Source organism: Aquabacter sp. (assembly GCF_965279295.1).
In the GTDB taxonomy this organism is placed as follows: Bacteria; Pseudomonadota; Alphaproteobacteria; order Rhizobiales; family Xanthobacteraceae; genus Aquabacter.
In genome coordinates, this window is the sequence record NZ_CBDIHQ010000012.1 from 229,655 (window position 1) to 249,944 (window position 20,290).

The 20,290-nt window shown below is 66.3% G+C and carries 16 protein-coding genes; 11 read left to right on the plus strand and 5 right to left on the minus strand.

Annotation, left to right across the window (positions count from 1 at the left end):
* Positions 1–5 precede the first annotated feature (5 nt).
* Complete coding sequence (gene metH / locus ADADO0_RS06550) at positions 6–3,737, plus strand: methionine synthase (RefSeq protein WP_511304307.1); 3,732 nt, start codon at positions 6–8, stop codon at positions 3,735–3,737.
* A 33-nt stretch (positions 3,738–3,770) separates the two neighbouring features.
* Positions 3,771–5,021: a lipase family protein gene (locus ADADO0_RS06555; protein WP_511304308.1), complete on the plus strand. Its 1,251-nt coding sequence runs from the start codon at positions 3,771–3,773 to the stop codon at positions 5,019–5,021.
* A gap of 266 nt (positions 5,022–5,287) precedes the next feature.
* Here the strand turns inward: ADADO0_RS06555 and ADADO0_RS06560 are convergent, their stop codons facing one another.
* From ADADO0_RS06560 to guaB, 5 genes are all read right to left on the minus strand, one after another.
* Positions 5,288–6,787 carry a tripartite tricarboxylate transporter permease gene (locus ADADO0_RS06560; protein ID WP_511304309.1) on the minus strand — a complete coding sequence of 500 codons (1,500 nt, stop codon included), beginning with the start codon at positions 6,785–6,787 and terminating at the stop codon, positions 5,288–5,290.
* Between the two features lie 9 nt (positions 6,788–6,796).
* A complete protein-coding gene (locus tag ADADO0_RS06565; RefSeq protein ID WP_511304310.1) occupies positions 6,797–7,264 on the minus strand; it encodes a tripartite tricarboxylate transporter TctB family protein in 468 nt (155 codons plus the stop codon).
* Positions 7,265–7,316: 52 nt separating this feature from the next.
* Positions 7,317–8,306, minus strand: coding sequence for a Bug family tripartite tricarboxylate transporter substrate binding protein (locus ADADO0_RS06570; protein WP_511304311.1), 990 nt, complete (start codon positions 8,304–8,306; stop codon positions 7,317–7,319).
* A 151-nt stretch (positions 8,307–8,457) separates the two neighbouring features.
* Positions 8,458–10,125 (minus strand): PAS domain-containing hybrid sensor histidine kinase/response regulator family protein, encoded by a 1,668-nt coding sequence (locus tag ADADO0_RS06575; RefSeq protein ID WP_511304312.1) that lies wholly within the window; start codon positions 10,123–10,125, stop codon positions 8,458–8,460.
* A gap of 189 nt (positions 10,126–10,314) precedes the next feature.
* Positions 10,315–11,835, minus strand: a complete 1,521-nt coding sequence (guaB, locus tag ADADO0_RS06580) for an IMP dehydrogenase (RefSeq protein WP_511304313.1) — start codon at positions 11,833–11,835, stop codon at positions 10,315–10,317.
* Positions 11,836–12,179: 344 nt separating this feature from the next.
* Here guaB and ADADO0_RS06585 point away from each other — a divergent pair, with 344 nt between their 5' ends.
* From ADADO0_RS06585 to ADADO0_RS06625, 9 genes are all read left to right on the plus strand, one after another.
* A complete protein-coding gene (locus ADADO0_RS06585) occupies positions 12,180–12,746 on the plus strand; it encodes an NnrU family protein (protein WP_511304314.1) in 567 nt (188 codons plus the stop codon).
* A 65-nt stretch (positions 12,747–12,811) separates the two neighbouring features.
* Entirely contained in the window at positions 12,812–13,642 is an 831-nt protein-coding gene (panB, locus tag ADADO0_RS06590) for a 3-methyl-2-oxobutanoate hydroxymethyltransferase (protein ID WP_511304315.1), read from the plus strand.
* Complete coding sequence (gene blaOXA, locus ADADO0_RS06595; RefSeq protein WP_511304316.1) at positions 13,639–14,547, plus strand: class D beta-lactamase; 909 nt, start codon at positions 13,639–13,641, stop codon at positions 14,545–14,547. The genes panB and blaOXA overlap by 4 nt, the downstream gene beginning before the upstream one ends.
* Before the next feature lie 5 nt (positions 14,548–14,552).
* Entirely contained in the window at positions 14,553–15,725 is a 1,173-nt protein-coding gene (locus ADADO0_RS06600; RefSeq protein ID WP_511304317.1) for a benzoate/H(+) symporter BenE family transporter, read from the plus strand.
* Between the two features lie 62 nt (positions 15,726–15,787).
* Positions 15,788–16,474 (plus strand): tetratricopeptide repeat protein, encoded by a 687-nt coding sequence (locus tag ADADO0_RS06605; RefSeq protein WP_511304318.1) that lies wholly within the window; start codon positions 15,788–15,790, stop codon positions 16,472–16,474.
* Between the two features lie 8 nt (positions 16,475–16,482).
* Positions 16,483–16,749: a hypothetical protein gene (locus ADADO0_RS06610; protein ID WP_511304319.1), complete on the plus strand. Its 267-nt coding sequence runs from the start codon at positions 16,483–16,485 to the stop codon at positions 16,747–16,749.
* A 31-nt stretch (positions 16,750–16,780) separates the two neighbouring features.
* Positions 16,781–18,151, plus strand: coding sequence for a ribosome biogenesis GTPase Der (gene der, locus ADADO0_RS06615; RefSeq protein WP_511304320.1), 1,371 nt, complete (start codon positions 16,781–16,783; stop codon positions 18,149–18,151).
* A gap of 2 nt (positions 18,152–18,153) precedes the next feature.
* Positions 18,154–19,038, plus strand: a complete 885-nt coding sequence (gene mepA, locus ADADO0_RS06620) for a penicillin-insensitive murein endopeptidase (RefSeq protein WP_511304321.1) — start codon at positions 18,154–18,156, stop codon at positions 19,036–19,038.
* Between the two features lie 91 nt (positions 19,039–19,129).
* Positions 19,130–20,290: an LptF/LptG family permease gene (locus ADADO0_RS06625; RefSeq protein WP_511304322.1), complete on the plus strand. Its 1,161-nt coding sequence runs from the start codon at positions 19,130–19,132 to the stop codon at positions 20,288–20,290.

The following is a 20,290-nucleotide window of genomic DNA, read 5'->3' on the forward strand; positions in this document are numbered from 1 at the left end:
CCATCATGACCATTGCCCACACCGAAACCCTCTCCGCCCTTCAAGCCGCAGCCCGCGAGCGCATCCTGGTGCTCGACGGCGCCATGGGCACCATGATCCAGGGATTGAAGCTGGACGAGGCGGGCTATCGCGGGGCGCGGTTCGCCGACTGGGGCCAGGACGTCAAGGGCAACAACGATCTCCTGAACCTCACCCAGCCCGACGCGGTGCGCGACATCCACCTGGAATATTTCCTGGCGGGTGCGGACATGGTTGAGACCAACACCTTCTCCTCCACCACCATCGCCCAGGCCGACTACGCCATGGAGGCGCTGGCCTATGAGCTGAACGTGGAAGGCGCGCGCCTCGCCAAGGCGGCGGCGAAGCTCGCCGAAGCGAAGGACGGGCGCCGCCGGTTCGTTGCCGGTGCCATCGGCCCCACCAACCGCACCGCCTCCATCTCCCCCGATGTGAACGACCCCGGTTTCCGTGCCGTCTCGTTCGACGAACTGGCGGTCGCCTATGGCGAGCAGGCGCGCGGCCTGCTGGAGGGCGGCTCCGATCTGATCCTGATCGAGACCATCTTCGACACGCTCAACGCCAAGGCGGCGGTGTTCGCCATTGAGGGGCTGTTCGAGGAGTTGGGCTATCGCGTGCCGGTGATGATTTCCGGCACCATCACTGATCTTTCCGGCCGCACCTTGTCGGGCCAGACGCCCAGCGCCTTCTGGTATGCGCTGCGCCATGCCCAGCCGTTCTCCATCGGCCTCAACTGCGCGCTCGGCGCCAAAGAGATGCGCGCCCATATCGCCGAGATCGGCCGGGTCGCGGATACCTTCGTCTGCGCCTATCCCAATGCCGGCCTGCCAAACGAATTCGGCATGTATGACGAGAGCCCCGAGGCGATGGGCACGCTGGTGGGCGAATTCGCCGCCTCCGGCCTCGTCAACATCGTCGGCGGCTGCTGCGGCACCACGCCGGACCATATCCGCGCCATCGCGGAAGCTGTGGCCAAACATAAGCCCCGGCCGATCCCGGAGTTGCCGCACCGCCTGCGCCTCTCGGGCCTGGAAGGTTTCGAGCTGACGCCGGAGATCCCGTTCGTCAACGTGGGCGAGCGCACCAACGTCACGGGCTCAGCGAAATTCCGCAAGCTCATCACCAACGGCGACTTCCCCGCCGCGCTGGCGGTGGCCCGCGACCAGGTGGAGAGCGGCGCCCAGGTCATCGACATCAACATGGACGAGGGCCTGCTGGATTCGCAGGCGGCGATGGTCTCGTTCCTGAACCTCGTCGCCTCCGAGCCGGACATCGCCAGGGTGCCGGTCATGGTCGACAGTTCCAAGTGGGACATCATCGAGGCCGGCCTGAAGTGCATCCAGGGCAAGGGCATCGTGAACTCCATTTCCATGAAGGAGGGGGAGGAGGCGTTCCGCCATCACGCCCGCCTGGTGCGCCGCTATGGTGCCGCCGTGGTGGTGATGGCGTTCGACGAGGAGGGGCAGGCCGACACGTTCGAGCGCAAGACCCAGATCTGCGCCCGCGCCTACAAGATCCTCACCGAAGAGGTCGGCTTCCCGGCCGAGGACATCATCTTCGACCCCAACATCTTCGCGGTGGCCACCGGCATTGAGGAGCACGCCCCCTATGGCGTCTACTTCATCGAGGCCACCCGCTGGATTCGCGAGAACCTGCCCTACGCGCATATTTCCGGCGGCGTCTCCAACCTGTCGTTCTCGTTCCGCGGCAACGAGCCGGTGCGCGAGGCGATGCACGCGGTGTTCCTCTATCACGCCATCAAGGCGGGGATGGACATGGGCATCGTCAACGCCGGCCAGTTGGCGCTGTACAATGAGATCAAGCCCGAGCTGCGCGAGGCCTGCGAGGACGTGGTGCTCAACCGCCGCGCCGACGGCACCGAGCGCCTGCTCACCCTGGCCGAGAACTTCAAGGGCGGCGCCGGCAAGGAAAAGCGCGAGGCCGACCTCACCTGGCGCACCTGGAGCGTGGAAAAGCGGCTCGCCCACGCCCTGGTGAACGGCATCACAGACTTCGTGGAGGTGGATACCGAGGAGGCCCGCGCCCAGGTTGCGCGCCCGCTCCATGTCATCGAGGGGCCGCTTATGTCCGGCATGAACGTGGTCGGCGACCTGTTCGGCTCGGGCAAGATGTTCCTGCCGCAGGTGGTGAAGTCCGCCCGCGTGATGAAGCAGGCGGTGGCCTATCTCATGCCCTTTATGGAGGAAGAGAAGCGTCTCAACGGCGGCACCGAACGCTCCGCCGCCGGCAAGATCCTCATGGCGACCGTGAAAGGCGACGTGCACGACATCGGCAAGAACATCGTCGGCGTCGTGCTCCAGTGCAACAATTACGAGGTCATCGACCTGGGCGTGATGGTGCCCACGGCGAAGATCCTCGATATCGCCCGCAAGGAGAATGTCGACGTGATCGGCCTCTCCGGCCTCATCACGCCCTCGCTTGACGAGATGGTGTCCGTCGCCTCCGAAATGGAGCGCGAGGGCTTCAGCGTGCCGCTGCTGATCGGCGGCGCCACCACCTCGCGCGTCCACACGGCGGTGAAGATCGCCCCGCGCTATGAGCGCGGACAGGCGGTCTATGTCACCGACGCCTCGCGTGCGGTGGGCGTGGTCTCGAACCTGCTCAATCCGGCGACCCGCGCGCAATATGCTGCGGACGTGAAGGCGGAATACGTGAAGCTCGCGGACGCACACGCCCGCGCCGACGAGGCCAAGCAGCGCGTGCCGCTGGCGAAGGCGCGGGACAACCGCCTGAAGCTGGATTTCGCCGGCTACCAGCCGCCCAAGCCTGCCTTCCTCGGCACCCGCGTGTTCGACAATTACGACCTCGCCGACCTCGTCCCCTTCATCGACTGGACGCCGTTCTTCCAGTCGTGGGAGCTGGTCGGCCGCTATCCCATGATCCTGGAGGACCCCACCGTGGGTGAGGCGGCCCGCTCGCTGTTCGCGGACGCTCAGGCCATGCTCAAGCGCATTGTCGATGAGAAGTGGATCACCGCCCGCGCGGTGGTGGGCTTCTGGCCGGCGAACGCCGAGGGCGACGACATCATCCTGTTCCGCGACGACACGCGCAAAACGCCGCTGGCGACGCTCCACACCTTGCGCCAGCAGCTTGCGCGGCGTGAAGGACGCTTCAACCTCGCGCTGTCGGACTTTGTGGCGCCGGTGGCGAGCGGCGTGGCGGACTATGTCGGCGGCTTCGCCGTCACCTCGGGCATTGGCGAGCAGGTACGCACCGATGCCTTCAAGGCGGCGAACGACGATTATTCCGCCATCCTGCTGAAGGCCCTGGCGGACCGCCTGGCGGAAGCCTTCGCCGAGCGCATGCACCATCTGGTGCGCACCCAGTTATGGGGCTACGCCCCGGATGAGGGGCTGACCAACGCGGACCTGATTGCCGAGAAGTATCGCGGCATCCGCCCGGCGCCCGGCTATCCCGCCCAGCCCGACCACACCGAGAAGGGCACCATCTTCACCCTGCTGGATGCCGAGGCGCGCATCGGCCTGGAACTGACCGAGAGCTATGCCATGTGGCCGGGCGCGGCGGTCTCGGGCCTGTATTTCTCGCATCCGGAAAGCGCCTATTTCGGCGTCGGCCGGATCGAGCGCGACCAGGTCGAGGACTATGCCCGGCGCAAGGGCTGGAGCGTGGAATTGGCCGAACGCTGGCTCGCCCCCACGCTCAATTACGATCCGGCACGGCGGGCGGCGGCGGAATAGCCCCCCCTTTTTTCCCTCACACGAGGAGGCGTCATGTCCGCGCCCATCACGGCGTTCAGCAGGGCGCTTTTCGCAGCCTGCATTCTCACCGCCTCCCTCGGGTGCGCCTCGGCGCAGGTGGGGCAGGGGCCTGAGGGGGACGCCTTCTACACCCCGCCGTCCCCGCTTGCCCCGGCCGCCCATGGCGCGGTGATCTGGACGCGCCCGCTCACCGGGCCGCCGGCCCTGGCGAGCGCCGCGCGCAACGTCCTTGTGCTTTACCATTCCAGGGATCTCGCGGATGCCGACGTTGCGGTCTCCGGCACCATCTCCATCCCGCCCGGCCAACCGCCGGCGGGGGGATGGCCCATCATCACCTGGACCCACGGCACCACCGGCATGGTCGCGGCCTGCGCGCCCTCGCGCGACACGCCCGATAGCCCGGAGCACGGCTTCCTGGCGCAGAAGCAGGCGCTGCTGGATGGTTATGTGAAGCAGGGCTACGCGGTGGTCGCCACCGACTACCAGGGGCTCGGCGGGCCGGGTCTCCACCCCTTCCTGCAAGGTGTCATCGAGGGCCGCGGCGCGCTCGACATCATCCGTGCCGCACGCGAGATCGAGCCGTCGCTTAGTGCGCGCTATGCCGTGCTGGGCCATTCCCAGGGCGGGCAGGCGGACCTCTTCACCGCCGCCATCGGGCCGACCTACGCGCCGGAACTGACACTGGTGGGCAATGCGGCGTTCGCGCCGGCCTCCCATATCGCCGCTACCGTCAAAAATATGCGCACAGCGACCGCGCCGATGCTCCAGCTCGGCTATGCCATGTATGTGCTGGAATCCTTCGCCTCGAACCATCCCGAGGTCGACCTCGCGAAAATCCTCACGCCCCAGGCGATTGCGAACCTGCCCGTGACCCGCCAACTCTGCATCACCGAAACCGTGACCAAGAGCTATTGGGCGGCCGCCATCCCCAAGGACCAGTTCCTGCCGAACGCGGATCTCGCTTCGGTCGAGAAGATCGCCGCCCAAAACGATCCGGCGAACCTGCGCATTTCCGTGCCGACCTTCATCGCCCAGGGCACCGACGACGACACGGTTCTGCCCTGGTGGACCGATGAGACGGTGCGCGCCCTCTGCGCCAACGGCGTCGCCGTCACCTACAAGGTGTTTCCCGGCAAGACCCACGAGAGCGTCCTCGACGCCGGCGCCGCCTACGCGCACGCCTTTATCGCCGCCCGCTTCAAGGGTGAGCCTGCTCCCGGCAATTGCAGTGCGTTACCGCGGGCGGGCGAGCGGGCGCGGTAATAGGGAAAGCAACCTTTCCCCGGACAAGCGACAGCGAAGCTGGAGCGCAGATCCGGGGGCCAGCGCACGATTTCGGCGAAGCCGACACTCAGCGACAAGCGTGCCTAGACAGTCGTACTGGCCGCTACCAGAGCGTTTGCGCCATCGCCGCGTGGCGTCGATGGCGGGTTGAAGCGCCTTCGGCGGTCTTTTGCGCTGGACCCCGGATCTGCGTTCATGCTTCGCTTTCGCTTGTCCGGGGCAAGCGTAATCCCTCTGCGCTCCCCTCAATCCTCGCTCGCCTTGAACCGCCCGAGGCCCTTCATCACGAACGGCGCCACCAGGGCGATGGCGGCGAAGGTGAGGAGGGTGGCGGAGACCGGGCTGGTGAGGAGAACCATGGGGTCGCCCAGGCTGATGGCGAGCGCGCGGCGCAACTGGGTTTCCGCGATCGGGCCGAGGATCAGCCCCACCACAACCGGCGCGACGGGATAGTCGAAGCGGCGCATGAGATAGCCCATGAGGCCGAACACGGTGAGGATGCCCAGTTCCACCACCGAGGCCTTGGCGACGATGGTGCCCATGGTGGCGAACACCAGGATGCCGGCATAGAGCCAGGGTTGGGGAATCGCGAGCAGTCGCACCCAAACCCCCACCAGCGGCAGGTTCAAAACCAGCAGCATGACGTTGGCGATGTAGAGGCTGGCAATCAGCCCCCACACCAGTTGCGGCTGCTCCGCGAACAGCAGCGGGCCGGGGTTGAGCCCATATTGCTGGAAGCCAGCGAGCATCATGGCGGCGGTGGCCGAGGTGGGCAGGCCGAGGGTGAGCAGCGGAACCAGGGTTCCCGCCGCCGAGGCATTGTTGGCGGCCTCGGGGCCGGCCACACCCTCGATGGCGCCGTGGCCGAATTCTTCCGGATGCTTCGAGAGTTTGCGTTCGATGGAATAGGACAGGAAGGTCGGGATCTCGGCACCGCCCGCCGGCAGGGCGCCGATGGGAAAGCCGATGAAGGCGCCGCGTATCCAAGCCTTCCAGGAGCGGGCCCAATCCTGCTTGTTCATCCATAGCGAGCCACGCACGCTCTCCACCGTGTCGCTGGAATGGGCGCGGGTGGAGGCCACATAGAGCGCCTCGCCGATGGCGAACAGGCCGACCGCCAGCGTGGTCACGTCGATGCCGTCGAGCATTTCCGGCATGCCGAAGGCAAGGCGCGATTGGCCGGTGAGCTTGTCGATGCCGATCAGGCCGATGGCGAGGCCGACGAACAGGCTGGTGAGCCCCCGCACCGGACTGTCGCCGAAGGTGGCCGACACGGTAACGAACGCCACGCACATGAGGGCGAAATAATCCTCCGGCCCCATCTGCACCGCGAGGTCCACCAGCCAGGGCGCCAGGAAGGTGAGGCCGATGGTGGCGATGGTGCCGGCGACGAAGGAGCCGATGGCGGCGGTGGCGAGCGCCTGCGCGCCGCGCCCGGCGCGGGCCATCTTGTAGCCTTCGAGCGCGGTCGCCATGGACGCGCTCTCGCCCGGCGTGTTGATGAGAATGGCGGTGGTGGAGCCGCCATACATGCCGCCGTAATAGATGCCCGCGAACATGATGAGCGAGCCGGCGGGGTCGAGCTTGTATGTCACCGGGAGCAGCAGGGCGACGGTGAGGGCCGGCCCGATGCCCGGCAGCACGCCCACCGCCGTGCCGAGCAGCACGCCGATCAGCGCGAACAGCAGGTTGCCGGGCTGGGCCGCGACCGTCAGCCCCTGGAGAAGCGCGTCAAACGTTTCCATGGCGGCGCCTCAGATGAGGGATTCGAGCGGTCCCATGGGCAGGGACAGGGTGAGAAGTTTGGCGAACAGCAGGTAGGTGATGATCCCGACCGCCAGCCCGATGGCGAAATCCACCACGAAGGCCCGCCGCCCGAATGCGGCGGCGGTGGCGGTGAACAGAACAGCGGTGGCGAGGATGTATCCGCCGCCGAAGGACAGGATCGCCATCAGCGCCAGCATGCCGCCGACGATCAGCACCAGAGGGCGCCAGTCGTCTTTCCCGCGCGGCGGCAAGGCACCGCGCAGGGCCTGGAGGAAATTGGCCACCGCCAGAATGGCGAGGCCGATCGCCACCACCTTGGGCGCGGCGTCCGGCCCGACGCCATAGACTGTGCGCTTGGCAAGGCCGGTCATGTCCCACCAGATGATGCCGGCCAGCGCCAGCAGCCCCAGGGCGATCAGCATGCCGGCAAGGTCCGGCCTCGACTTGGTCTGCACGGCATGCCCCCCAAGAGCGGATGGTTTAGCGAGCGTATGGTTTGGCGGGTGGTTACTTGACGAGGCCGACCGACTTGAGGATTTCGGTGGTGCGGGTGTTCTCGTCCTTCAGGAAGGTCGCGAAGGCGTCGCCGGTGAGATAGGCGTCGTCCCAGCCCTTCTGCTTCAGGATTTCGGCCCAGGCCGGGGACTTGGCCATTTTCTCGACAATCGCCGAAAGGGTCTTCACCTGCTCCGGCGTCAGGCCGGGAGGAGCCATGATGGCGCGCCAGTTGGTGAGCGCCACGTCGATGCCAGATTCCCTAAGGGTCGGCACGTCGAGGCCGGGCACGCGCTCGGGACCGGTCACGGCGAGCAGGCGCAGCTTGCCGGCCTTCACCTGGCTTTCCAGTTCGCCCAGCCCAGACATTTCCGCCGTGACTTTGCCGCCGAGCACCGCCGCGAGTGCCTCGCCGCCGCCGGAGAACGGAATATAGTTGAGTTTGGTGGGGTCGGCGCCGGCCTTCTGGGTGAACAGGGCGGCGGCGATATGGTCCGGCCCACCGGCCGAACCGCCGGCCCAGGTCACTCGGGCCGGGTCTTTTTTCACCAGTTCCGCCAGATCCTTCACCGTCTTCAGCGGCGAGTTGGCCGGCACGGCGATGGCGTCCGGCTCCTGGGTCAAGCGCGCGATCGGCGTCACCTTGTCGATGGTGACGGGGGCGTTGTTGGTGAGGATGGCGCCGACCATCACATAGCCGCTCGCCATGAGCTGGTTGGGGTCGCCCTTTGCGGAATTGACGAACTGGGCGATGCCGATGGTGCCGCCGGCGCCAGGAACGTTGAACACCTGCACGCTGTGGGCCGCGCCGGATTGCACCAGGGCCTGCTGCATCGCGCGGGCGGTCTGGTCCCAGCCACCGCCGGGCGCTGCCGGGGCCATGATCTTGAGGTCCTGCGCCTGAGCGGCGGCGGTGAGGGCGATCCCGGTTCCGGCAATCGCGCATCCGGCGATCGCGGACAGGAGAAGCGGACGGACGCGTGCCCGCATTTGCGTCAACATGGACAATCCTTCCCTATCGTGCCGGCGATTCAGCCGTCTTTTTATCAGCCCCATAAGACGCCGGTTTCATCCGAGGCGTAAGGGCAGGTTCGATCCTAATCCATGATTGGGAAGAATAAATAGGCCGAAAGATATGACGTAACGGAATGCATCAAATTGGCATCAGCCTACGGATCTTTTGTCCCAGCGCATTCACGGAGAACGGTTTCAGCATCATCTCCATGCCTGGTCCGAGAAATCCCTGGCGCGCCGCCTCGGCGGCGTAGCCGGTGATGAACAGGACCGGCAATTGCGGCCGCAGCTTGCGGGCGGAATCGGCAAGCTCGCGGCCGTCCATCCCATTGGGCAGGCCGATGTCGCTGACCAGCAGGTCGATGCGCGCCTCGCTCTTGAGCAGCGGGAGGGCCGAAATGGCATCCTCCGCATCGATCACCTGGTAGCCCAGCTCGCGTACGACATCGACCACGAGCATTCGGATGTTGTCGTCGTCCTCGACCACCAGAACCGTTTCCCCCTCGCTCCCCAGCATCTGACCCTTCGCCTCAGGTTTGGACGTCTGGCGCGCCGGTGAGCCCTGCGACGGGGGCAGGTGCATGGAGACCCGGGTTCCCTGGCCTACCTCCGACGTGATCAGCAGATGGCCACGGGTCTGTTTGACGAAGCCGTAGATCATGGAGAGGCCGAGTCCGGTCCCCTGTCCCAGCGGCTTGGTGGTGAAGAACGGGTCGAAGGCCTTGGTGAGAATTTCCGGCGTCATCCCGTGTCCGGTGTCGCGCACCTCCAGGGTCACGAACGGCCCGTTCGCCGCGCCGGTCCAGGCACCTGGCACCTTCTCCGTCATGCGGGTGGCAAGGGTGAGAGTGCCCCCCTCCGCCATCGCGTCACGCGCGTTGATTCCGAGGTTGAGAATAGCGTTCTCTAATTGGTGTGTGTCGGTATCGACGAACGGGAGATCTGCCTGGAGGTCGAGTGCGATGTCGACACGTTCCCCCATGGTGCGCTCCAGCAGATCCTGCATCGAGAGCACGACCGCATTGAGGTCCACCGGCTTCAGATCCAGCGGTTGTCGCCGCCCAAAAGCAAGCAGGCGCGCGGTCAGCGCGGCCGCCCGTTCGGAGGAGGCGATGGCGGTGTCGATATAACGGTTCACATCCTCGAAACGGCCCGCCTTGACGCGGTTGCGCAAGAGGTCGAGGGATCCGATGATGCCCGCCAGCATGTTATTGAAATCATGCGCAATTCCGGCAGTGAGCTGGCCCACCGCCTCCATTTTCTGCGCCTGAAACAGGGCTTCGCGGGTCTCCTGCAGCTCGATCTGTGACCGCCGCCGCTCAGTGATGTCCCGCGTCACCTTGGCATAGCCGGCGAGTTCGCCGTCGTCGTCATAGACTGCATCAAGAACGATGGAGGCCCAGAACCGCTCGCCATCCTTGCGCAGCCGCCAGCCCTCCGTCTCATACTTCCCTTCGCGGGCAGCCCTCGCCAGCGCCAGCGCCGGCTCGCCTGCCTCAACATCCTCCGGCGTATAGAACCGGGCGTAGGGCGACCCGATGATTTCCTCGGCGCTGTAACCCTTTATGCGCTCCGCACCGGGGTTCCAGGTGGACACGCATCCGTCCTTGTCCAGCATGAAGATGGCGTAGTCGGTGACGCCCTGGATCAGCATGCGCAAAAGCTGGGCGCTCTCCCGGCCCGCAGCTTCCGCCCTGTTTCGTCCATCGGTCTCCGCCAGAAGGCGGACGTTGGCGCCTTCGAGGTCGCGCTCGCTCTGAAGCGCCCGTGCCTCAGCGTTTGTCAGATCGCGGCTGCCTTCGCTCAACGGCTCTTGCAGGGCGGTGTTAGCGGCCCGAAGATATGTCTCTTGAGGAACGTTCTCGCCCTTGCCCGCCACAGACTGCCCCTCGCGCCCGCTGACCCAAACCTGACCTAGAGCTTGGGCAATACGCAGAACGCGGGCTCACCGAGCCCGGTTCCGCAGGGAGCAGAATTTACCCGCTTTGACGCGACGTCAAACGCTGGTCGGGTAGTTCGGGCTTTCGCGGGTGATGGTCACGTCATGGACATGGCTTTCCCGAAGGCCGGCCGAGGAGATCCGCACGAAGCGCGCCCGCTCACGGAATTCCGTGAGATCCTTTCCGCCGACATAGCCCATGGCGGCGCGCAGTCCGCCGGCCAGCTGGTGCAGCACCGCCGAGACCGGGCCCTTGTAGGCGACCTGCCCCTCGATGCCTTCCGGCACCAACTTCAGGGTATCGCGCACCTCGGCCTGGAAGTAGCGATCCGCAGAGCCGCGCGCCATGGCGCCGACCGAGCCCATTCCGCGATAGGCCTTGTAGGACCGGCCCTGGTAGAGGAATACCTCGCCGGGGCTCTCGTCCGTGCCGGCCAGCAGCGAGCCGATCATGGCGCAGGAGGCCCCGGCCGCCAGCGCCTTGGCGAGGTCGCCGGAGAATTTGATGCCGCCGTCGGCGATGATCGGGGTGTTGGTGGCCTGCGCCGCCTCCACCGCGTCCATGACGGCGGTGAGCTGAGGCACGCCGACGCCGGCCACGATGCGGGTGGTGCAGATGGACCCGGGGCCGATGCCGACCTTGATGGCGTCCGCCCCGGCATCGATCAGCGCCTTGGCGCCATCGCCGGTGGCGATGTTTCCGGCCAGAATCTGGGTCTTGTTGGACATGCGCTTGATGCGCTCCACCTGATCCAGAACCTTACGGGAATGGCCGTGGGCGGTGTCCACCACCACCAGGTCGACACCGGCGTCGATCAAGCGCTCGGTGCGCTCGAAGCCGTCCTCGCCGACCGTGGTTGCGGCGGCGACGCGCAGCCGTCCCTGCTCGTCCTTGGCGGCGTCGGGATGGGTAACGGCCTTTTCCATATCCTTCACGGTGATGAGGCCGACGCAGCGATAGTTCTCGTCCACCACCAGCAGCTTCTCGATGCGGTGATGATGGAGCAGGCGCTTGGCCTCGTCTTGCTGGACGTTCTCGTTCACGGTGATGAGCCGCTCTTTGGTCATTAGCTCGCGTACCGGGGTCGAGGGCTCGGTCGCGAAGCGCACGTCGCGGTTGGTGAGAATTCCCACCAGCTTGCCGCCGCGCCCATTGCCGCCGCGCTCGACCACCGGAATACCGGAGATGCCGTATCGCTTCATCAGCGCCAGCGCGTCAGCCAAAGTCTCGTCGGGATAGATGGTGACGGGGTTCACCACCATGCCGGATTCGAACTTCTTTACCTGCCGGACATTCTCAGCCTGCGCCTCGGGCGTGAGGTTGCGGTGAATGACGCCGATGCCGCCGGCCTGTGCCATGGCAATGGCGAGCCGTGCTTCTGTCACCGTGTCCATGGCGGCCGAGAGGATCGGCAGGTTGAGCGTGATGGTGTTGGTCAGACGGGTCACGAGGCTAACGCCACCCGGCATGACTTCCGATGGGCCCGGCAGAAGCAGCACGTCATCGAAGGTCAGCGCTTCCCGGAACGGGGAGCCGGAAATGGGATGGATCGACCCGGAGACGTTGTGGATGGGCATCGCCAACTCCTCGCCGCGGTCCGGGAGCATCCCCGCCGTCGGCCCTGTCGAATCCGCAAGGGCGCCTGTCGCCGCACGCGTTTCGAGTTGGCGGTGGCGCATACCATGGGCAGACGACGATTAGAAGACCTCACGACGCTTTCCGCCATGCGCCGGGCGCAGAGGCTCGATGCGTCAAGCGGCCAGCGTGCGGATATTCTCCAGCTATTTGAAATAATGATAATAATATCAATGTCTTATATCTAATGCTCTGCGGCAGAAGCTTATCGACTTTTGCTGGACATGCTCTAAAGTCCCGCCGCCGCCGCAAGCGGTGCCGCAGAATGGAAGAGGCAGGACGAATCATGGTCATGATGCTGTTGGGCCTGTTGATCTTCCTTGGCGTCCATGTGTTGACGAGCCGGAGGGCGCTTCGGGCATCGCTGGTCGGGCAACTCGGCGAGTCCGGGTACAAGGGCTTCTTTTCCCTGCTTGCCACCAGTGGATTGCTGCTGACCGCCTATGGTTTCGCCCTGTGGCGCGCCGCCGGGCCAACTGAATTGTGGTACCCGCCGGTCGCGATGCGGCACATCGCTCTGCTACTGATGGTGTTCGCCTCCATCGCCATAGTGGCCTCCTTCGTACCGAGCCATATCCGCACCAAGCTGAAGCATCCGATGCTGGTGGGGGTGAAGATTTGGGCGCTCGCGCATCTGCTCGCCAATGGCGACGTCGCGTCCATCACCCTCTTCATCGCAGTGCTGGCATGGGCGGTTTATGACCGCATCTCCCTGAAGCGCCGTGGCGTCGTGCCGCCGGCTGCGCCCAAGGGTTATGGCGGCGATGTGCTGGCGGTTGTGGGCGGGCTCGTGCTTTATGCGGTCCTCGCCTTCCTATTCCATCCCTATGTGGTGGGTGTCCGGGTCATGTGACCCGCGCCTCTTCACCCTGAAGAACGGCCGCAAGAGCCGGCAAAGACAACAGCCGAGGAAGCCTCATGTCGATCCAAGCCGACACTCGCCGGATCACGGCGCCGGAAATCCGCGCCCGCAAGGGCGGCGCGCCCATCGTCAGCCTGACCTCCTATCACGCCCACACCGCCCAGCTTCTCGACCGCCATATGGACGTGATCCTGGTGGGCGACAGCCTCGGCATGGTGATGCACGGGCTGGAGACCACGGTGCCGGTCACCGTGGAAATGATGATCGTCCACGGTCGCGCTGTGGTGCGCGGCACCAAGCGGGCGCTGATCGTGGTGGACCTGCCGTTCGGCAGCTATGAGGCGAGCCCCGTCGAAGCGTTCCACACCGCCACGCGCGTTCTCAAGGAGACCGGCGCCGGCGCCGTGAAGCTGGAAGGCGGCGTCCGCATGGCGGAGACGGTGCGCTTCCTGGTGGATCGCGGCATTCCGGTGATGGGCCATGTGGGCCTGACCCCTCAGGCCATCAACACCCTCGGCTCGTTCAAGGCACGCGGGCGGGACGATTCGGAAGCGGCCGAGATTCTGGAAGACGCCCACGCCATCGCCAAGGCGGGTGCCTTCTCCATCGTGATCGAGGCGGTGGCCGAGCCGCTGGCGCGGCGCATCACTGAGGAAGTGGCCCCGCCCACCATCGGCATCGGCGGCAGCCCGGCCTGCGACGGCCAGGTCTTGGTGCTGGAAGACATGCTGGGTCTCGCGCCGCGCGTGCCGAAGTTCGTGAAACGGTATGCCGAGCTTGGCCCGGCGATCGAGGAGGCCGTGGCGCGCTACGCCGAAGAGGTGCGCGCCCGCACCTTCCCAGGCCCCGAGCACACTTACGCGCCCAAAGCGCCCAAAGCTTCGTGATCTCGATCATCCGTGCCGTCTGCTCCCTCTCCCTCTCCCTCTCCCGCTTTCGGGGGAGGGAGGCGGAGGGGGGCGTCGGCCCCGGGCGTCTGCGGGCGCTCATCGCCATGCTCGTCTTCTGCGTGCTTGTCTCTCCCTCCGCTCACGCGGCCGAGGATTGCTTCCTTGTCACGGAGCTGAAAACCGCGCGGGTGGCGGCGAAGCAGGGACTCTGTGCGTCACGCCACTCGCCCGCATCCACCTTCAAGATCGCTCTGGCGCTCATGGGCTATGACAGCGGCATCCTGAAGAATGCGACCCAGCCGGTGTTCGAGACCGAGCCCGGTCTGGCGGAGGCGCCCGCCATCCTGCGCGAGGCCTGGGCTGGACCCCAGACCCCTCAGAGCTGGATGAAGAATTCCGTGGTCTGGTATTCGCAGGTGCTCACCCGCAAGCTCGGGATGGAGCGTTTCGCGGCCTATGCCAAGGCGCTCACCTACGGCAACGAGAACGTCTCCGGCCTCGCAGGGAAGGATGATGGGCTCACCAGCGCTTGGCTTTCCTCTTCGCTGGCCATCTCGCCGCGCGAACAGGTGGATTTCCTGCGCAAGATGCTCAAAGGCGAATTGCCGGTGTCCAGGGAAGCGGTGGACCGCACCATCCAATTGCTCAATCTTCCCGAGGAAGCTGCGGGCTATACGCTCTACGGGAAGACCGGGGCCGGGTTCATGCGGCTGAACGACGGGACGCTCGACCGGAGCCGGCCGTTCGGCTGGTTCGTGGGATGGGCCGAGCGCGAGGGCCGGACCTTCGTGTTCGCGCGCTTCATTTCCCAGGATTTCGCCGCGCCGGAATACCTCGGCCCCGTGGCGCGCCGCCAGGCGATCCAGTCGCTGGGGCCGGTGCTTCAGGCTCAGACCCGGTAGACCCCATGCGCTTCTCGGTCATCGTCGCGTCCCTGGTGGCGGCATTGGTCGGCTTCGGCGGAACGCTGGCGCTGGTCCTTTCCGCCGCCAGCGCCGTGGGCGCGACGCCGGCTGAGGCGTCCTCGACCGTTGCCGTGCTGTGTGTCGGTGTCGCGGCATCCAGTGCGTTTCTCTCGCTGCGCTATCGCATGCCCATCGTGACCGCGTGGTCCACCCCCGGCCTAGCGGTCATCGCCACCTTCGGTGGGGGGATCGGCATGGCGAGCGCGATCGGCGGCTTCATTACGGCCGGGGTGCTGGTTCTCGCCTGCGCCGCCATCCGCCCGCTGGCCGCGCTGGTGTCAGGCATTCCCATGAGCGTCGCCTCGGCGATGCTGGCTGGCGTGCTGGTGCGGTTCGTGATGGCGCTGGCGGACAATGCCGTGGTGTCGCCGCTCATCGTGCTGCCCATGCTCGCCCTGTTTTTCCTGGTGCGCCTGTGGTCTCCCACCGCCGCTGTCCTGTGTGTTCTGGTGGCGGGGGCATGCGGGGTGTTCGCGCTTGGCTTTACCAGCCCGGGTCCGTTGGAGTTCCTGCCCCCGCACGTCGTGTTCATCACGCCGAAGTTCGACCTCTCGGTGATGCTCGGGCTCGGCGTTCCGCTGTTCCTCGTCACCATGGCGGCGCAGAATCTGCCGGGCCTCGCTGTGCTGCGGGCGGCCGGATACGCGCCACCGACGGCGCCCGCGCTGGGCGTGACCGGGGCCGTGACGGTGCTTCTCGCCCCGTTTGGCGCGACCGGCATAAACCTTGCGGCCATCACCGCCGCAATCTGTGCCGGCGCTGATGCACACCCAGATGCGTCGAAACGCTACCTCGCCGGCCCGTTCTACGGCCTGTGGTACGTGCTGCTGGCGGTGCTTGGCGCCTCGCTGGTCGCGGTGTTCGCGGTGCTTCCGCCCGCTTTCATCGTCACGGTCGCGGGGCTGGCCCTGCTGTCGCCGTTGGCCGGCGCATTGGCCTCGGCGGTGCAGGGTGAGAAGGACCGGCTGGCGGCGGTTGCGACCTTCGCGACCACGGCGTCCGGCATGGCGGTGTTCGGCATGGGTGCCCCGTTCTGGGGGCTGGGGGTGGGTCTTGCGCTGCTCTCGCTCGACCGCCTGAAGACACGATTTGCCACGATGAAGCCGCATGGCTAGTTTACGCGCCCTCACCGGGAGCGCGGCCGCGTCGCCCGGCGGACGGCTCTCTCGGACCTGGCATGACCGATATTTTCAATGAGATCGAAGAAGACCTCCGGCGCGACAGGTTTCGCCGTCTGTGGGACCGCTTCGGCATTTATTTCATTCTCCTCGTCGTGGCGATCATCGCGGCGGCTGCCGCCTGGAGCGGCTATCGCTACTGGAGCCTCAAGCAGACCGAGGCTTCGGGCGCGCGCTTCGAGGTGGCGAACCAGTTCCTCGCCGAAGGAAATGTGAACGAGGCGGAGACCGCGTTCGCAGCCCTCGCAAAGGACGGGACCTCGGGTTACCGGGTGCTGGCGCGCTTCCGCGCCGCAGGTGCGCTCTCAACCACCAATGTCTCGACCGGGGCTGCTGCGTTCGACGCTCTGGCCGCCGACACGTCCATCGGCACGCTGGGCCGTGACATCGCCCGTATCCGCGCTGCGTTCCTGCTGGTCGACAGCGCGCCGCTGGCGGATATCGCCGCTCGCGTGCAAGCACTGGCTGAAGGCACGGGCGCACTGCGGAATTCGGCGCGGCAGGTGCTTGCGCTGGCGCAGTTGAAGGCGGGTGATCCCGCCGCCGCCAGCAAGACCGCGCAATTGATTCTGGATGACCCGGAGGCTCCCGCCGGCCTGCGCAACCAGGCTCAGCTCGTGAAGACCATGACAGCCCCGACAACTCCGCCGTCTTCCGCCCCCGCCGGGGGCGCAGCCACCCAATGAGGCACGCCATGTTCCGGCCCCTGCGTCTTGCCTTCGTCCTGGCGCTCGCCACCGGCCTCGCCGGCTGCGAGACCTTCGACAAGATCAATCCGTTCAGCGAGAAAGAGACCCCGCTGCCCGGCCAGCGCCAACAGGTGTTCCCGCAGGGCGTGCCGGGGGTGAATTATTCTGGGCCCGTGACCCAGCCGAGCAATTCCAACGTGCCGCTTGCCGCCGCCCCCGGCGCGAATGCCGGTACTCCGCCGCCCGGCGCCGCAACGACGCCCGGCAACTGACGTCCCTTAACGCCCGCCGGGCGGAGCCGCCATGTCCTTTACGCTCGCCATCGTCGGGCGCCCCAATGTGGGCAAATCGACGCTTTTCAACAGACTGGTGGGCAAGAAGCTCGCTTTGGTCGACGACCGACCCGGCGTGACCCGCGATCGGCGGGAGGGCGACGCGCATCTCGGCGATCTCTCGTTCAACATCGTCGATACGGCGGGACTGGAAGAGGCAGACCCCTCCAGCCTCGAAGGCCGCATGCGCGGGCAGACGGAAGCGGCGATTGGCGATGCCGACGCCATCCTGTTCATGATCGACGCCCGCGTCGGCCTCACCCCCACCGATCGCGCCTTCGCCAGCCTGGTGCGGCGCGCCGGAAAGCCGACCATCCTCGTCGCCAACAAGAGCGAGGGGAAAGGCGGCGAAGCGGGCACGATGGAGGCTTATGCGCTTGGACTCGGCACCCCCATTCCGGTTTCCGCCGAGCACGGCGAGGGTCTGGGGTATCTCTACGACGCCCTGTGCGAGGCTCTGCCAGAGCAGACCAAGCGCAAGTCGTTCGACGACGACGACAGCGAGGAAACCGACGAAGAGCGCGATGCGCGCCCGATCAAGGTGGCGGTGCTTGGTCGTCCCAATGCCGGCAAGTCCACGCTGATTAACCAATTGCTCGGCGAAAACCGGCTTCTCACCGGCCCGGAGGCAGGCATCACCCGCGATTCCATCTCGGTGGATCTGGACTGGCGCGGCCGCAAGTTTGAAGTCTACGACACCGCCGGACTGCGCCGTCGCGCCCGCATCGAGGACAAGCTGGAGAAGCTTTCCGCCGGTGATGCGCTGCGCGCGATGAAGTTCGCCGAAGTGGTCATCCTGCTGATGGATGCCGAGCGTCCGTTCGAGGAGCAGGACCTGCGCCTCGCCGACCTCGTGGTGCGCGAGGGTCGTGCCATCGTGCTCGGCTACAACAAGTCGGACCTCGTCACCGACCCGAACGTGTTCAATAAGCTGCGCGAGGAGGCCGACCATTGGCTTCCGCAGGTGCGCGGCGTGCCCATCGTGCATCTCTCGGGCCTTATCGGGCGTGGCCTCGACAAGCTGATGGATGCGGTGGTGGCGACCCATAAGGTTTGGAACACCCGTATCGCCACCAATCCGCTCAACCGCTTCCTGGAAGAAGCGACCGACAGCCATCCGCCGCCGGCCGTGTCCGGGCGGCGGGTGAAGATCCGCTACATGACCCAGACCAAGGCGCGGCCGCCCAGCTTCGTGATCTTCTGCTCCCGCCCCGAGGCGATCCCGGAGAGCTATCTGCGCTATCTCGCCAACGGCCTGCGGGACGGGTTCGGCCTGATCGGCGTGCCGCTGCGCTTCACGCTGCGGGAAAAGGACAACCCCTACGACAAGCGCAAGGACTGAGCATGCGCGCGGTTCTGCTCGCCGCACTGGCTGGCCTGGTTCTCGCCGGAACGGCATCGGCGCAGAACGCGACCGCGCCCGCCAAGGAGTTGTTCGGCGCCGCCCGAGAGCCGGCGCCGCTCGCGGTGCGCTCGGTCGGTTTCTATTCCAAGGGTTGCATTGCCGGTGCTGTCGCGCTGCCGGTGAGCGGGCCGGGCACGCGCGGGCCGCTCTGGCAGGCCATGCGCCTGTCCCGCAATCGCAACTGGGGACATCCGGCGCTGGTCGCCTATCTCCAGCGATTCGCAGCCCAGGTGCCCAAGGTGTCGGGCTGGACCGGAATTCTGGTGGGCGACATGTCGCAGCCGCGCGGCGGTCCGATGCGGACCGGCCATGCCTCCCATCAGGTTGGGCTTGACGCCGACATCTGGCTCACCCCGAGCCCCGGCGCAGAAATCTCCCGTCCGGACCGTGAGACCATGTCCGCCGTCATGATGGTGCGGCCGGACCGGCTGGACGTGGACCCGGCGGTGTTCACCCGCGATCAGGTGGCTGTGATCCGTGCGGCCGCGTCCGATCCGCAGGTGGAGCGCATCTTCGTCAACGCCGCGATCAAGAAGGCGCTCTGCCGCGCGTCCGGTGATGACCGGGGATGGCTTGCGAAGGTGCGGCCCTACTGGGGCCATGACGCGCACATGCATGTCCGCCTCTATTGCCAGCCTGACAGTCCGGATTGCCGGCCCCAGGAGCCGCCTCCCTCCGGCGACGGCTGTGGCGCGGATCTCGCGTGGTGGTTCACCGACGACGTGCTTCACCCGAAGCCCTCGAAGGAACCGTCCAAGCCCAAGCCGCCCATGACACTGGCCGATCTCCCCGCCGCCTGCACCGCTGTCCTGGAAGCACGCTGACGCGCCGTTTGCACGGCCGGGCCGGAACGGGTATCCAAGACCGGTTCCAAGGAAGCGCCCGGGGCGGCGAGCGCACATCGGAAGCGAGTGCATGTCCCGTCTCGACCGGTATATCTTCTTCACCGCCGCGACAGCCTTCATTGGGGTCACCGTCGTTCTGACGGCCATGATTTGGGCCACCCAGGCGCTGCGTCAGCTGGATCTGGTCACCAGCCAGGGTCAGACCATCCTGGCCTTCCTCGCCATCACGAGCCTCACCGTGCCGACGCTGATCCTGGTGATCGCTCCTGCGGCGCTGTTCATCGCCACCGCCTACACCCTGTTGAAGCTTAACGGCGATTCCGAGATCGTCGTGATGGCGGCCGCCGGCATGAGCCATTGGCGGGTCCTGCGTTCGATGATCATCTTGTCGATCCTGGTGTCGCTGCTCTGCGCCGCGCTCTCCATCGATCTCGTTCCCGCCAGCCTTCGCGGCTTTCGCGATCAGGTCTCGCGGGTGAGGGCGGACGTGGTGTCGTTCGTCGCCCAGCCGGGCCGGTTCGTGAACCTGTCGCCCGGCCTTGTGTTTCATGTGCGCGAGCGGGCCAACAACGGCGTCATGCGCGGCATTTTCATCGACGATGCGCGTGACAAGGAAATATCCACCTATATCGCCGAGCGTGGGCAGATCGTTGAGACCCCAAACGGAATGTTCCTGGTGCTTGAAGACGGTTCCGTGCATCGGCGCACACCTGGGTCGACCAGCATCGGCTCGGTGGTGGCGTTCCAGAGGTATGCGTTCGCTCTGGACGGCCTGACACCGGGTGCGCAGGGCTCCGCCATTCGTCCCAGCGAGCGGTCGTTTGACTATGTGCTGCACCCGCCGTCTGATGATCTCTACCTGCTCACCAATCAGGCTGGCCGTTTCCGGGAAGAGGTGCACAAGCGCCTGTCGTCCGGGCTTTACCCGTTCGCCTTCTTTGCGGTGGCAGCGGCGGCTTTGGCGCGGCCCCGCACCACGCGGCAGAGCCGGAACCTAGCTCTCGCGGCGATCATCCCCGTTATGGTGGGATTGCAGATCTCTTCGTTCGTCGTCGGCGGCCAGTTGCGGACCTCGGAAGCTGCGGTGCCGTTCGCCTACCTGCTTCCGCTGGCGAGCATCGTGATCTGCGGCCTTGCCTTGCAGGGGTGGATCAAGCTGGCCCCGCCCCAGTTTCTGGTGCGGATCGCCGACAGGATTTCCCAAAGCGTGTCACGGCTGACGGCGAACTGA